Origin of the sequence: Hoeflea marina (assembly GCF_003182275.1) — a bacterium.
GTDB lineage: Bacteria > Pseudomonadota > Alphaproteobacteria > Rhizobiales > Rhizobiaceae > Hoeflea > Hoeflea marina.
On record NZ_QGTR01000002.1, the window covers coordinates 332679 to 346428 of the forward strand.

At 64.4% G+C, this 13750-nt stretch carries 11 protein-coding genes and 1 pseudogene; 6 read left to right on the forward strand and 6 right to left on the reverse strand.

From position 1 onward, the window contains the following. Positions 1 to 250 precede the first annotated feature (250 nt). The 3 genes from DFR52_RS08005 to DFR52_RS08015 all read left to right on the forward strand — a co-directional run bounded on the left by DFR52_RS08005 (position 251) and on the right by DFR52_RS08015 (position 3573). Positions 251 to 1279 (forward strand): substrate-binding domain-containing protein, encoded by a 1029-nt coding sequence (locus DFR52_RS08005; RefSeq protein WP_110031426.1) that lies wholly within the window; start codon positions 251 to 253, stop codon positions 1277 to 1279. 155 nt (positions 1280 to 1434) lie between these two features. Beyond that, the gene (locus tag DFR52_RS08010) at positions 1435 to 2769 is read left to right on the forward strand and encodes a sugar ABC transporter permease (RefSeq protein WP_110031427.1); all 1335 of its coding nucleotides are present in this window, start codon (positions 1435 to 1437) and stop codon (positions 2767 to 2769) included. Positions 2770 to 2781: 12 nt separating this feature from the next. Further along, entirely contained in the window at positions 2782 to 3573 is a 792-nt protein-coding gene (locus DFR52_RS08015; RefSeq protein ID WP_110031428.1) for an ATP-binding cassette domain-containing protein, read from the forward strand. 57 nt (positions 3574 to 3630) lie between these two features. On the opposite strand, the gene DFR52_RS08020 is transcribed toward DFR52_RS08015, so the two are convergent. Continuing rightward, positions 3631 to 5076: a protein adenylyltransferase SelO gene (locus DFR52_RS08020; protein ID WP_110031429.1), complete on the reverse strand. Its 1446-nt coding sequence runs from the start codon at positions 5074 to 5076 to the stop codon at positions 3631 to 3633. 531 nt (positions 5077 to 5607) lie between these two features. Here DFR52_RS08020 and DFR52_RS08025 point away from each other — a divergent pair. Next, positions 5608 to 6738: a vWA domain-containing protein gene (locus DFR52_RS08025; protein WP_158284897.1), complete on the forward strand. Its 1131-nt coding sequence runs from the start codon at positions 5608 to 5610 to the stop codon at positions 6736 to 6738. 149 nt (positions 6739 to 6887) lie between these two features. On the opposite strand, the gene DFR52_RS08030 is transcribed toward DFR52_RS08025, so the two are convergent. From DFR52_RS08030 to purU, 4 genes and pseudogenes are all read right to left on the reverse strand, one after another. Then, positions 6888 to 7166, reverse strand: a complete 279-nt coding sequence (locus tag DFR52_RS08030) for an autotransporter domain-containing protein (protein WP_210205801.1) — start codon at positions 7164 to 7166, stop codon at positions 6888 to 6890. Between the two features lie 13 nt (positions 7167 to 7179). Next, positions 7180 to 7491, reverse strand: a pseudogene (locus DFR52_RS25085) (autotransporter outer membrane beta-barrel domain-containing protein); the annotation flags it as partial. A gap of 45 nt (positions 7492 to 7536) precedes the next feature. Further along, entirely contained in the window at positions 7537 to 8442 is a 906-nt protein-coding gene (locus DFR52_RS08040; protein WP_110031432.1) for a LysR family transcriptional regulator, read from the reverse strand. A gap of 5 nt (positions 8443 to 8447) precedes the next feature. Next, on the reverse strand, positions 8448 to 9302 hold the full coding sequence (purU, locus tag DFR52_RS08045) for a formyltetrahydrofolate deformylase (protein WP_110031433.1): 855 nt from the start codon (positions 9300 to 9302) through the stop codon (positions 8448 to 8450). Between the two features lie 249 nt (positions 9303 to 9551). On the opposite strand from purU, the gene DFR52_RS08050 reads away from it, so the two are divergent. Continuing rightward, positions 9552 to 11030, forward strand: a complete 1479-nt coding sequence (locus DFR52_RS08050; protein WP_245415258.1) for an MFS transporter — start codon at positions 9552 to 9554, stop codon at positions 11028 to 11030. Positions 11031 to 11120: 90 nt separating this feature from the next. On the opposite strand, the gene DFR52_RS24190 is transcribed toward DFR52_RS08050, so the two are convergent. Continuing rightward, positions 11121 to 11366 (reverse strand): hypothetical protein, encoded by a 246-nt coding sequence (locus DFR52_RS24190; protein WP_146215557.1) that lies wholly within the window; start codon positions 11364 to 11366, stop codon positions 11121 to 11123. Positions 11367 to 11596: 230 nt separating this feature from the next. On the opposite strand from DFR52_RS24190, the gene DFR52_RS08060 reads away from it, so the two are divergent. Beyond that, positions 11597 to 13642, forward strand: a complete 2046-nt coding sequence (locus DFR52_RS08060; RefSeq protein ID WP_110031436.1) for a DEAD/DEAH box helicase — start codon at positions 11597 to 11599, stop codon at positions 13640 to 13642. Positions 13643 to 13750: the final 108 nt, after the last annotated feature.

The following is a 13750-nucleotide window of genomic DNA, read 5'->3' on the forward strand; positions in this document are numbered from 1 at the left end:
GAATTCCGCTGCGTCCTCTCCCTGGCGGAGCTGTCTTGCGCAACCCCGTTCCTCATGCTCCCTGCGCCGTTCATCCTGTTTTTCCCGCCCGCTGCTCTTCCGGCCGAGTCAAGTTGACAGCGTCGAAAAACCCTGCCAGTTATTTTCTCGACTGTCGAGAAAAAAGCTTGCCTTTTTACGACGGTTCATGCAGTTGATCAGGCGACCGGCTGGGGAGGCCCGTCCGGCACATATTCCTTGGGAGGACACTATGAAATTCTTCATCAACCTGATGGCTGGCACGGCCATCGCTATCACCATGACCGGCGCGACTTTCGCGAAGGACAAGATCATTGGCGTTTCCTGGTCCAACTTCCAGGAAGAGCGCTGGAAGACCGATGAGGCCGCGATGAAGGCCGCCATCGAAGCCAACGGCGACACCTATATCTCGGCCGACGCGCAGGGCTCCGCCGCCAAGCAGCTGACCGACGTGGAAAGCCTGCTGACGCAGGGCGCCAACGCGCTCGTCATTCTGGCAATGGACAAGGATGCCATCGGCCCGGCCGTGGACAAGGCCGCAGCAGAAGGCGTACCGGTGGTCGGCTACGACCGTCTCATCGAAGACAATCGCGCCTTCTACCTGACCTTCGACAACAAGGGCGTTGGCAAGATCATTGCCGAAACCGTCAAGGCCGCTCAGCCGGAAGGCAATTACGCCATCATCAAGGGCGACAAGGGCGATCCGAACGCTGCCTTCCTTCTCGAAGGCATGATGGAAGTCATCGGCGCGGACGTCGATGCCGGCAAGATCAAGATCGTCGGCGAGGCGTTCTCGGACGGCTGGAAGCCGGACAATGCCCAGAAGAACATGGAGCAGATCCTTACCGCCAACAACAACAAGGTCGATGCCGTTCTCGCCGAGAACGACGGCATGGCCGGCGGCGTCATCGCCGCTCTCTCCGCCCAGGGCCTGACCGTTCCGGTCGGCGGCCAGGACGGCGACAAGGCTGCGCTCAACCGCGTTGCCCGCGGCACCCAGACCGTGTCGGTCTGGAAGGACTCGCGCGCCCTCGGCAAGGCTGCCGGCGAAATCGCCGCCAAGCTGGCCGACGGTTCCGACATGGCTGCCGTCCCCGGCGCAGTTAAGTGGTCCGGCGGCGCCAAGGGCGTTGAAATGAACGCGATCTTCCTGGCGCCAACCCCGATCACCAAGGACAACATCAGCGTTGTCATCGACGCCGGCGTCATCTCCAAGGATGAAGTCTGCGAAGGTGCGATGGCTGGCGTCAACGGTTGCTGATCCCGAAACCTGAGATCTGAACCAATCAATGGCCGCGCTGATTTTCCCGTCAGCGCGGCTATTGCGCGGCGGCAACGGTCGAAGTGATATAATCAGACTGAAAAGTTGCGGCCAGTTTGATGGCGGACGTGCAAAGCAGTCAGTGGGGAGGAAACATGACAACCAGTTCCAATGGCGTCATCACGCCGGCCAAAGAGCAGCGCCGGCCAAACGAAAGCTTCGTCGCGCGGTTTTTGCGCCAGACCGAAATTGACTCCCGCCTTCTCGGAATGATCGGCGCACTTTTGCTGATCTGGATCGGCTTCCACGTCTACGGCGCGCTGGCCAACGGCTTCGGTGCCTTCCTGACGGCGCGCAACCTGTGGAACCTGACAGTCCAGACCGCGTCGATCGGCGTGATGGCGACCGGCATGGTCATGGTCATCGTCATGCGCCACATTGATCTGTCGGTGGGCTCGATCCTCGGGTTCTGCGCCATGATCATGGGCATCACCCAGGTCCGCATCCTGCCCGAATATCTGGGCCTTGGGAGCCCCGCCATCTGGGTGATCACGGTCTTCATCGGCCTGCTCGCCGGTGCGGCCATCGGCGCCTTGCAGGGCTATCTGATCGCCTATCTGCAGATCCCCGCCTTCATCGTCACGCTGGGCGGCCTGCTGGTCTGGCGCGGTTCCGCCTACATGGTGGCGCGGGGCGAAACCATTTCGCCCGTCGACAGCACATTCGCGCTGATTGGCGGTGGGCCCTACGGCGCCATCGGCGCCACGGGCAGTTGGATCGTCGGCATCATTGCCTGCATCGGTATCGTTATCATGCTGATCTCCAGCCGCCGCCAGCGCCAGCGCTTCGCTTTTCCACAGCGCCCGATTTGGGCTGAATTTCTTCTCGCCGTTGTCGGCTGCGCATTGGTTATCGGCTTCGTGCTGATGGTCAATTCCTATCCTTGGCCGGTCGGCATCGTTCGCCAATATGCCGCCGCCAACAACATGACCATACCCGACGGAGGTCTCTACATCGCGCATGGCTTCGCCATCCCGGTGCTGATTCTGATCGGCGTCGGCATTGCGATGACCTTCCTGGCCACCCGCACCCGCTTTGGCCGCTACGTCTTTGCCATCGGGGGCAACCCGGAGGCAGCGGAGCTTGCGGGCATCAACACGCGTTGGGTGACGCTGAAGGTGTTTTCGCTCATGGGCCTGCTCTGCGGCCTGTCGGCGGCGATTTCCAGCGCCCGGCTCAACTCTGCCACCAATTCGCTGGGCACGCTCGACGAGCTCTACGTCATTGCTTCGGCGGTGATCGGCGGCACCTCGCTGGGCGGCGGCATCGGCACCATCTATGGGGCAATCCTGGGCGCCCTCGTGATGCAGTCGCTGCAGACCGGCATGGTCCTCGTCGGCTTTGACTCCGCCATCCAGCAGATGGTCGTCGGCGCAGTGCTTGTTGTCGCCGTCTGGCTCGACACCGTCTATCGCCAGCGCACGAAATAGGGAGGAAGCAGAATGTCGGATATCCAGAAAGACACGCCCCTTATCGAAATGCGCGACATCTCGATCGCCTTCGGCGGCGTCAAGGCGGTCGACCGGGCGTCGGTCGATCTCTTTCCCGGCGAAGTGGTTGGCCTGCTAGGCCACAATGGCGCCGGCAAGTCGACGCTGATCAAGATCCTGTCGGGCGCCTACAAGCGTGATGGTGGCCAGATCCTGGTCAACGGCGAAGAGGTTACGATCAACAATCCGCGCGACGCAAAGGCGCTGGGCATCGAGACGATCTACCAGACGCTCGCCGTCGCCGACAATGTCGACGCGGCCGCCAATCTTTATCTCGGCCGCGAATTGCAGACGGCCTGGGGTACGCTTGACGATGTCGCCATGGAGGCGGAGGCCCGCAAGGTGATGGGGCGTCTCAATCCGAACTTCAAGCGCTTCAAGGAGCCGGTGAAGTCGCTCTCCGGTGGCCAGCGCCAGTCGGTGGCCATTGCGCGCGCCATCCTGTTCAACGCCCGCATCCTGATCATGGACGAGCCGACGGCGGCGCTTGGGCCCCAGGAGACCACGCAGGTGGCCGATCTGATCAAGCAGCTCAAGAAGGACGGCATCGGCATATTCCTCATCAGCCACGACATCCACGATGTCTTTGATCTTGCGGACCGCGTCGTCGTCATGAAAAACGGACAAGTCGTGGGCTATGCCCGCACAGACGAGGTGACCAAGGACGAGGTCCTGGGCATGATCATCATGGGCAAGGTGCCGCCGGCGGCGATCCCCGGTCCGGGCGCGCTGCAGACGGTCTGACGGCGTTCATCGACAGCATTCGACCGGGCCCGAAAGGGCCCGGTTTGGGTTTGCGGCCTATCCGGCCAGCAGGCGAGTGGCCTTGCCCAGTTCGCGCACAGCGGCGATCTTGGCCTCGAACAGCGACCAGTCGTCCTCGGCGGCGATCGGCGCCCAGATGGCTTCGACCTCGTCGATCAGCATCGTCACAGGGGTTCCCGTGGTGAATGGCGGCATGGCCAATGCCGCGGCTGCGGCCGCGGTGGCTGCGCGATCGCGGAGAGCTCCGATCACCGCGGTCCACGCATCCGAGGTGTAGGCAACCGGGCTTGCAGCGAGCCGCTCCGCCGCCGCGCCGCCGGCCATGTCGAAGAACGCACGCTCGAACGGGGACCCCGCCTCGCGCAGTGCGGCGTAGAACAGGTTGGCCAGGCGATAGTCCCGGCCGGGTTCGTCCCGAGCAATGCCGAGGCGCTTGAGGGTGGCATCCGCGAGTGCCGCCTCGAAACGCTCGGGGAACCTGTCGAGCACGGCCTTGAGATCCTCCATGTCCGCCAGTGGAATCAGGCATTCGCCGAGCCGCGCCAGGTTCCAGAACAGCGCATCCGGCTGGCGGCCGAAGGAATAGAGTCCCTGGTGATCGAAATAGGCGGCGGTGAACTGGGGGTCGAACACCGGCAGGAACCGCCACGGGCCGTAGTCGAAGCTCTCGCCGGTGATGGTGATGTTGTCGGTGTTGAGAACGCCATGGACGAAGCCGGCCGCAAACCACTGGGCGCCCATCTTCGCCACTGCATCGACCACCAACTCCAGGAAGCGTGCGGCGGGCGAAGGGGCGTCGGCCGCCTCCGGCCAGTACTCTGCGATGGAGTAGTCGAGCAATTGCTTCAGGCCGGCATGATCCTCGAGATAGAGCAGCCGCTGAAACGAGCCGATACGGACATGGCTGTGGTTGAGCCGCACCAGCACCGCCGAGCGCGTCGGGGACGGCTCGTCGCCACGCGTCAGCGCTTCGCCGGTCTCGATCAGGCTGAAGCTCTTCGACGTGTTGACGCCGAGCGCCTCGAGCAGTTCGGTGGCCAGCACCTCACGCACGCCGCCCTTCAGCGTCAGCCGCCCGTCACCGGCGCGCGACCAAGGCGTCTGGCCGGAGCCCTTGGTGCCAAGATCCATGAGCCGTCCCGCGGCGTCGCGCATCTGCGCGAACAGGAAACCGCGCCCGTCGCCGAGATCCGGATTGTAGACCCGGAACTGGTGGCCGTGATAGCGCAGCGCCAGCGGCGCCGCCATGTTTCCCGGCAACGGCTGGAAACGGCCGAAATGGCGTATCCAGTCTTCGTCGCCGAGGTGGTCAAGACCGACGCTGGCGGCGGCGCGGTCATTGCGGAAGCGCAGGACGGTCTTCGGGAAGTCCGCGGCCTTCACCTCGTCATAGAACTCCGCTCCCAGCCGGGTGTGGCGAACATCCGGCCTATAGCGGTCTGATGCAGGTGAATCGGTGTCGGTCGGGATCGGTGCTGTCATGGAATGGCGGGGTCCGTTTCTGTCTCACCCGACCATATAGGCGCGGACTGGCGGAGGGAAATGGCGGGAATTTTCGAGCCGAAGTGGCAAATGTTGTTTTTTTATCACATGATCAAAATTAGCTGCACATTCTCCCTTCGGCGTCTATTGCAATGCAGCATAAGCCTCTCCATATTCAGGTCAACGCCATGGCTGGCAACCTCCTCCTCCCAGCCGGCCATGGCAATCGCCGCTAGCAACCAGCCGGGATCCTCCTCCCAAGCACCGGTTGGAATTGGCCAGCGACGGACAAAAAGCGCCTGTCAGGATCTCCTGGCAGGCGTTTTGTTTGCGCACTGAGCCCATCCAGGTTGCGTGTTCGCCGGTGTGCCCCGGGAAAGGCGAAAGCCCTGGCGGTTAAGACCATCTTCATACTCTTGCTCCTACCCTTGGTCCTCCACCGGATGACAGGATCGCGAGCCCGAAATGATGAGACCCTTGCCGGGATGGAAATTCCGTGACTTTTTTCGCAGCGAAAAAGGCAATTTCGCCATGTTCGCCGCGCTGCTGACGCCGGTTCTCTTCATTGCGGGAAGCCTGGCCGTCGACACCGCCAATCTGATGTCGATGCGCACGCGCCTGCAGAACGCGGCCGACGGCGCCGCGCTGGCGACGGCGAGCGGGCTTGCCGCCGAAAAGGTCGAACCCACAGAGGCAAAGCTTTTCGCGGCGACTTTCTTCAAGGGCCTGGTCTCCGAGGATGCGACCGCGTTCACGGATTTCAGCGCGAAACCCACTGTCACGATCTCGTCGTCCGGCAGCGGCAAGAAGACAGTCTGGCAGGTCGAGGTCGATGTTGAGGGATCGCTGACCCTCACCAGCATGGCCCGCCTGATGGGTCGGGAAAAAACCAAGGTGGCGGTTTCCGGCACGTCGCAATCGGCCAGGGACGCGTCCAACCCGCTGTCGATGATGCTCGTGCTGGATCGCTCCGGCTCGATGGCATGGGCGTCCGGCCAGACGACGACCGAGACCGTGCCGAGATACTGCTACTACTACGGCTACCGGTACCAGTGCGGAACCACCACCCAGCAGGTCGATGTGCCGAAGATTGATGTCCTGAAGGTGGCCGTCGCCAATCTGGTGGATCACATCAAGGAGTCCGACAGTACGGACGAATACGCCCGCATGGGGGCTGTCAGCTACAATTTTCAAACCACCTCGAGTGACAAGCTGGGGTTCGGCTGGGACAAATCGAAGGTCACCACCTTCGCCGACGCGCTGGTGGCCAAGGATGGCACCTATGCGGTCGATGCCATGAAGTGGGCCTACGAACAGGTGACGGGTTCGGGCGAAGTCAACGCGCACTTCTCCAAGAACGGGTCGAAGAATCCCACCAAGTTCATTCTCTTCATGACCGACGGCGAGCACGACACCGGCTCGAATTCCCAGAACGACTACGCCGACAAGAAGACCAAGGAATACTGCACGTCCGCCAAGGACAAGGGGACCATCATATTCGCCGTCGCGTTCCAGGCGCCGCAGCGCGGCAAGGACCTGCTCAGCGCCTGTGCCTCGGGAAACCGATACTACTATGACGCCAACAGCGCGTCCGATCTCACCAAGGCCTTCACCGACATCGGCGAGGAAGCGGTCAAACTGGTCACGCGACTGACGATGTAGGCTGGCGCCGGCCCGGGGCGGTTTCACCCGGCGCGGCCATGTCTGAAATTTCGGCCAGTCTGGTAGGCTCTTGGCCGCGCCGACCAGCTTCGGGAGACACCGGCGCGCCGGCTCGGGCCGCGCCCGAACCAACCCGATGTTTCCCCGCCTCACCATGTGTAGGCGAGCTTGCCCTTGCCGCCGTAGCTCCGGGTGTCGCCGCCGAATTCGCCGTCGAAGCGCGCCGATGCGCTCCAGCCGCCGGTGAGGGTGGCCCGGGCACCGACGGTGACGAGTGCGAGATCGGATGCCTGCGCCGTGCCGGTGAACGTGCTGGTTGATCCGGGCAAGGAGAGATAGGCGGCATCGAGCGCGATCTCGTCGCCGAAATTGTGCGCCCAGGCCAGCCGCCCGTAGATCGAGACGGAAGAGCCGGAATCCGCCTGCAACGGCGTCCTGATAGGCGGCGGCGAGCGCGCCTGCGACATAGAACGGGCCGAACAGGTGACGGCCGTAGAGTCCGCCCTGCAAGGTGTTGCCGTCCCCGTCTCCGAGATCATCGGCCGTGTGCCAGGACATATGTCCGAGGCCTATCGCCGCCCCGACATTCGTATCCGGCGTGAGCCAGCCATCGATGCCGACCGCCATGCCTGCGCGGGCGACCCGGAATGACGTCGCGCGTCCCGTTTGCCGGCGGGGCCAGATCCTGAGTCCATGGCCTGCGTGGCGTTGGATTCGGCGAGGTCGGGAGCGGGCGGCTTGCGTCCGCCGCAATGAAGGGCAGGGGATCCTGCCATTGGTGCCAGTGCTTTAGACTGCTCAGCCTTCCAGCCGGTGAAAGCCGGACCGATCCTCATGCACTGCTTCGGTGATGAAGTCGGCCACGGTCCGTACCCGGGCGAGATCGCGCGCGGACTCGTGATAGACGATGTAGTAGGACCGCTTGATGCTCAACTGCGGCAGCAGCCGGATCAACTCCGGATAGTGCCCGGCGATGTAGTCATGCAGCACGGCGATTCCGGCTCCTGAGCGCACCGCTTCGGTCTGGCCGATGGCGCTGGAAATCTCGAACTGGGATGTCCAGTTGCGAAGGATTTCGCGCGTGAACTGCAGCGACGGCGAGAAGATCAGGTCATCGACATAGCTGATCAGCCGGTGATGCCGGAGCGCCTCGGCATCAGCGGGAAGGCCGTGGGAGGCCAGATAGGTTTTCGACGCATAGAGCGACAAGGTGTAATCGACGAGCTTGCGCGAAACCAGCCGGCCGACGGCGGGCCGCTCGACGGTGATGGCGATGTCGGCCTCGCGCTGCGGCAGCGAGAAGCTGCGCGGCACCGGTACCAGCTGCAGCCGCAGGTCCGGATGCCTTGCCGTCAGCGCGCCCAGACGCGGCGCGAGATAGGAGACGCCGAAGCCGTCGGGCGCGCCGATGCGGACAGTGCCGGAAATGGCGCTGTCTGTTCTCCCGAGACTGGACTGGGCCGAGAGCATCTCGGCCTCCATCCGTTCGGCATGGACGAGGAACGCCTCGCCTTCGCCGGTCAGCCCGCAGCCATTGGTGCGGCGGACGAACAGCTGGGTCTGGAGCGATTGCTCCAGCGCCGTGATCCGCCGCGCCGTGGTGGCGTGGTTGAGCCCCAGCCGCCGCGATGCGGCGAGGATCTGGCCCGATCGCGCCACCGCGAGAAAGACGCGGATATCATCCCAGTTGACGCCCGCCGCCATCCCGGTCAGCTGAAGACGACGGTCTTGTGGCCGTTGAGCATGACCCGGCTTTCCAGATGCATCTTCACAGCCCGCGCCAGCACGCGCGCTTCGATGTCGCGGCCTGCGGCGACGAAATCCTCGGCGGTCATGGCGTGCGTCACCCGTTCGGTTTCCTGGTCGACGATCGGGCCTTCATCGAGATCGGCGGTGACATAGTGGGCGGTGGCGCCGATCAGCTTGACGCCGCGCTCATGCGCCTGGTGATAGGGCTTGGCGCCCTTGAAGCTCGGCAGGAACGAGTGGTGGATGTTGATCACCTTGCCGAACAGGCGCCGCGACAGGTTGTTGGACAGCACCTGCATGTAGCGCGCCAGGATCACCAGATCGGCGCCGCTGTCGGATGCGAGCTTGAGCAGCTGTTCTTCCTGCGCTTCCTTGTTGTCCTTGTTGACCGGCCAGTAGTGATAGGGAATTCCCTCGATCTCGGCAGTCCTGCGGCTGTCCTCGTGGTTGGAGACGATGCCCACCACTTCGGCGTCGAGCCAGCCGACACGGATCTGGTAGATCAGATGCAGCATCGCATGGTCGAACTTCGACACCATGATGATGATCTTCGGCTTGACCGAGGTGTCGTTGACATCGACGCGCATGTCGAAGCGGGCCATTGGCGCCTTCAGTGCTCTTGTGATCGTTGCGGAGCCGGCCTTCTCGGGCAGCGTGACGGCGATGCGCATGAAGAAGCGGTTGGTCTGGCGATCCCAGAACTGGCTCGATTCGGCGATGTTGGCGCCGATGCTGGCAAGTTCGGTTGTCACTGCGGCGACGATGCCAGGCTGATCGGCGCAGGCGAGGGTAATGACGAAATGCGGTTCTGACATTGAAATCTCCGGAAGGGCGGAATGGATGGCGCTCGCTCAAGCGTAGTCGCAACATTCCGGCAATGGGGTCAAGACTGCGCCGCGAATTCGTCGCAAATCGCGCATTCTGCGTCTCGCCTGCCAGGTGCAGCCGAGTGCCGGTCCGATACGGATCGGCATTCGGCTGCAATCCGCTCGCGGCCCTTGCCGGATGATTCGACACGGCCTATCTGCTCGTGGGTGATTTCCAGAATTCCTTCCGGGCTCCCCATGACAGATGACGCAACTCAGGCCTCCGGCCGGCACGAACACCATGAGCGTCGCTGGGTGGCCATGGCCATCCTGCTGCTGGCGGGTTTCATGAACCTGATCGACGTCACCATCGTCAACGTCGCTTTGCCCAGCATGCAGAGCGGGCTCGCAGCCACCAGCAGCGGCATCGAATGGGTGGTGGCCGCCTATATCTGCGCCTTTGCCATCGGCCTGCTGCCCTTCGGACGCCTTGGCGACATGCTCGGCCGCCGCAATGTGTTTCTGGCCGGCATTGCCTGCTTCTCCATTGCTTCGGCGCTGTGCGGCATGGCGCCGACCATCGAGACACTGGTTCCCGCCCGCGTCCTGCAGGGCGTCTCCGGCGCGATGATGACGCCGCAGACGCTGGCTATCGCCCAGGTGATATTCCCCATCCATGAACGCGCAATGGCGTTTTCGCTCTTTGGCCTCACGGCGGGCCTGGCGTCGGTGGCGGGGCCGCTGGTCGGCGGCCTGCTGATCGAGGCCGACCTCTTCGGGCTCGGCTGGCGCCCGATCTTCCTGGTCAATGTCCCCGTCGGCATCTTCGCCATCATTGCCGGCCTGCGCTTCATCCCGTCGATGGCCGGCAACCGGGCCATCGGAATCGACAGGGTCGGCATCGCCATCGCCGCGGCGACGCTGCTGCTGGTCATCTTCCCGCTCGTCGAGGGCCGCAACTTCGACTGGCCGCTCTGGTGCTTTCTGCTGATGCTGCTGAGCGTGCCCATGGCCTACGGCTTCGTGCGCTGGCAGGGCCGTCAGGCGCGCCGCGGGCGGCCGCAACTGCTGCCGGTGTCGCTTCTGTCCAATCGTCAGTTTCTCGGCGGCACGGTCCTTGTGGCATTGTTCTTTTCGGGCGTCCCCGGCTTTTTCATGGTCCTGGCGGTTTTCCTGCAGTCGGGCTTCGGGCTCGACCCGCTGCATTCCGGGCTGACCACCATGCCGTTTCCGGCGGGCGTGCTGCTGGCCTCGCTGGTCTCGGGCCGGCTGGGCGCACGGTTTCCCCGGCAGCGGATTTTCCTCGGGTCGCTCATGTTGGTGATCGGGTTGCTGTGGCTCAAAGCCCTGGCGGCGACGATCGGAAACGCGTTTCATTCCACCGACTTCCTACCGCCGCTGGCGCTGGCCGGCCTGGGACTGGGAACCGCCGTGTCGCCACTGTTCCAGTCGGTGCTCTCCAGCGTCCAGGGCCGGGATGCCGGCTCGGCGTCCGGCGGGGTACAGTCCTTCCAGCAGGTGGGGGCGGCGCTCGGCGTGGCGGTGATGGGACAGATCTTCTTCAGCCGGCTGCCGCAGGGGGCGGGCGATCCGCATCCGGCCTTCGTCCAGGCCCTGGAGGCGGCGATGATCTACGGGTGCATCACGTTTGCGCTGGTGGGCGTCTTCGGGCTTCTGATCAAGCCTCCCCGCCATTCGGGCGAGCCGTCCGGCGGTCCTGCATTCGAGGCGAGTTAGAGGGTCTTGGCATGCCGTCGATGACCGCCTCGGCTGTTGCACGTTTCGCATCCGTTTGAGGGATGCGGCGCGGTCAGATCCCGGAAGCGCTCAGATTTGGGAAGCTGGCACGCGCTCCAGACACTCGTCCGGAATATAGGGCCAGGTGGCGCGCTTGCAGGAGACGGACTGGCTGGCCGGCATGAGGATGCGGCGGACCGAGGACTGCGGTTGCATCGACGGTGTCGCCGTCGCGGCCGTCTGGATCAGGACCGGGCTTGTGTGGGAATCTGCCGCAGCCACCGCGAAAGCGGCCATTCCGGACAGGGCGAGGATGAGTGTGGCGAGCTTTTTCATGTCCGTATAACCCTCGTGTCGGACAAGGGTTCCGTCGAATGTGGCGGGCCTGATTTAATTTTGCCATGTTTTGGACGTTTGTGCGCGGCTCGCGCAGAATTTGCCGCTTTATGATTTGGCCCACCTGGACTATATGGCAGGCAGGATCCGGTCTCCGACCGATCAATGGCGTGCGCTGATGCCGCCCCACCACGAGTCGCCACGCCGACCAATTCGATTGAAAGACACCGATGACGCTGAACCCCAGCATTGAACCAGCGCTTGCCCAGGCGCTTGAAAAACGCGGTTATGAATCGCTGACGCCTGTTCAGGAGTCCGTGCTCAACCCGGAACTGCGCGATGCGGACCTTCTGGTTTCTGCCCAGACCGGCTCGGGCAAGACCGTCGCTTTCGGCATGGCCATGGCGGCAACGCTGCTCGGCGGGGAGCCGGCCTTCGGCCGCCCCGGCGCCTCGCTGGCGCTGGTCATCGCGCCGACGCGCGAACTGGCCATGCAGGTCGAACGCGAACTGACCTGGCTCTATGGCGAAGCGGGCGCCCGCATCGCAACCTGTGTCGGCGGCATGAACATGATGACCGAGCGGCGCACGCTCGAGCGCGGCGTCCATGTCGTGGTCGGCACGCCCGGCCGTCTGCGCGACCACATCGAGCGCGGCTATCTCGATCTCTCGGCCATCCGCGCCGTGGTGCTCGACGAAGCCGACGAGATGCTCGACCTCGGTTTCCGTGACGACCTCGAATTCATTCTCGACGCCAGCCCCGATGCGCGCCGCACGCTGATGTTCTCGGCCACGGTTCCCTCGGGCATTGCCAACCTCGCCAAGCGCTATCAGCGCGACGCCGTCCGCGTCACCACCGCCGGCGACAGGAAGCAGCATCTCGACATCGAATACCGAGCGCTCTCGGTGGCGCCGAACGATCGCGAGAACGCGGTTATCAATGTTCTGCGCTACTACGACGCCAAGAACGCGCTGGTGTTCTGCGGCACCCGCGCCACGGTCAATCACCTCGTGGCACGTTTTTCGAACCGCGGTTTCTCGGTCGTGGCGCTGTCGGGCGAACTGAGCCAGAACGAGCGCACCCATGCGCTGCAGGCATTGCGCGATGGCCGCGCCCAGGTCTGCGTGGCGACCGACGTGGCGGCCCGCGGCCTCGACCTGCCGGATCTCGAGCTGGTCATCCATGCCGACCTGCCGAAAAATCCCGAGAGCCTGCTGCACCGGTCCGGCCGCACCGGGCGCGCCGGGCGCAAGGGCGTCTCGGCGCTGATCGTGCCCTACGCCGCCCGTCGTCGTACCGAGCGTCTGTTCTCGGACGCCCGCATCGAGGCCACCTGGGCGCGGCCGCCCTCCGCCGAGGAAATCGTCGCGCGCGATGACGAGCGGCTTCTCGCCGACTCGACCTTGACCGAAGCGGTGCACGAGGACGAAGCCCTGATGGTGGCGGCGCTGCTCGAACAGCATGGCGCCGACAAGGTCGCGGCAGCCTTCGTGCGCATGCACCGCGCCAAGCGCACTGCGCCCGAGGAACTCATCGACAACGGACCGGTCGCTGCCCCCGGCGGCACCTATCCCGAGCGCTCGGCGCCGCGCGATCACCAGGCCCTGCAGGACGGTGTCTGGTTCTCGCTGTCGCTCGGCCGCAAGCAGCAGGCCGAGCCGCGCTGGCTGCTGCCGATGCTCTGCCGGGCCGGCCACGTGACCAAGAACGACATCGGCTCGATCCGCATCCACGACACCGAGACCCATGTCGAGATCGCGGGTGCGGCCGTCGCGCGTTTCCTTGCGGCCGTCGGACCGACCAAGAAGATCGAAAAGACGATCACCGTCACCCAGCTTGTCGGCGCGCCCGCGATTCCCGAGCGCGGCTCGAAGGACTCAAGCCCCCGCCCGCTCCGCGCTCCGCGCGCGGCGATGAGCGAGGACGGCAAGATCGACTATGCCAAGAAGCGGCCTTTCACCGGCAAGGCGCGGCGCGACGACGACCGTGCCCCGACCGACGGTCCCTATGCCGACCGCAAGCCCGGCGCCGAGGGTGATGCGCCGAAGGGCAAGGCCGGGGCCTGGCCCTATGACGACGTGCCGCCGGCGCGCGCTGACGCCTACAAGCCCTATCCGAAGACGGACGGCCCGGCCGGCGACAAGAAGCCCTACAAGGCCAAGCCGTTCAAGGGCAAGGGCGACAATGCCGGCAAGCCGCCCTTCAAGGGCAAGGGCGACAAGCCCTATGCCAAGTCAGGCAGCGGCAAGCCCTACGCCGGCTCGAAGAAGCCCTGAGGGCTTTCCTCACGCAATGAATTGAAGGGGGCGCGTCTCGGCCCCCTTCTCGTTCGCTTGCCATGGCCGCAGGACTGCTGCGGTGGTGGGGAGTTCCTCCTCGGTAAT

What these genes read in the sequence shown, in the direction of transcription:
- DFR52_RS08005 (WP_110031426.1), top strand. Translation starts at nt 251, where the DNA reads ATGAAATTCTTCATCAACCTGATGGCTGGCACGGCCATCGCTATCACC.
- DFR52_RS08010 (WP_110031427.1), top strand. Translation starts at nt 1,435, where the DNA reads ATGACAACCAGTTCCAATGGCGTCATCACGCCGGCCAAAGAGCAGCGC.
- DFR52_RS08015 (WP_110031428.1), top strand. Translation starts at nt 2,782, where the DNA reads ATGTCGGATATCCAGAAAGACACGCCCCTTATCGAAATGCGCGACATC.
- DFR52_RS08020 (WP_110031429.1), bottom strand. Translation starts at nt 5,076, where the DNA reads ATGACAGCACCGATCCCGACCGACACCGATTCACCTGCATCAGACCGC.
- DFR52_RS08025 (WP_158284897.1), top strand. Translation starts at nt 5,608, where the DNA reads ATGTTCGCCGCGCTGCTGACGCCGGTTCTCTTCATTGCGGGAAGCCTG.
- DFR52_RS08040 (WP_110031432.1), bottom strand. Translation starts at nt 8,442, where the DNA reads ATGGCGGCGGGCGTCAACTGGGATGATATCCGCGTCTTTCTCGCGGTG.
- purU (WP_110031433.1), bottom strand. Translation starts at nt 9,302, where the DNA reads ATGTCAGAACCGCATTTCGTCATTACCCTCGCCTGCGCCGATCAGCCT.
- DFR52_RS08050 (WP_245415258.1), top strand. Translation starts at nt 9,552, where the DNA reads ATGACAGATGACGCAACTCAGGCCTCCGGCCGGCACGAACACCATGAG.
- DFR52_RS24190 (WP_146215557.1), bottom strand. Translation starts at nt 11,366, where the DNA reads ATGAAAAAGCTCGCCACACTCATCCTCGCCCTGTCCGGAATGGCCGCT.
- DFR52_RS08060 (WP_110031436.1), top strand. Translation starts at nt 11,597, where the DNA reads ATGACGCTGAACCCCAGCATTGAACCAGCGCTTGCCCAGGCGCTTGAA.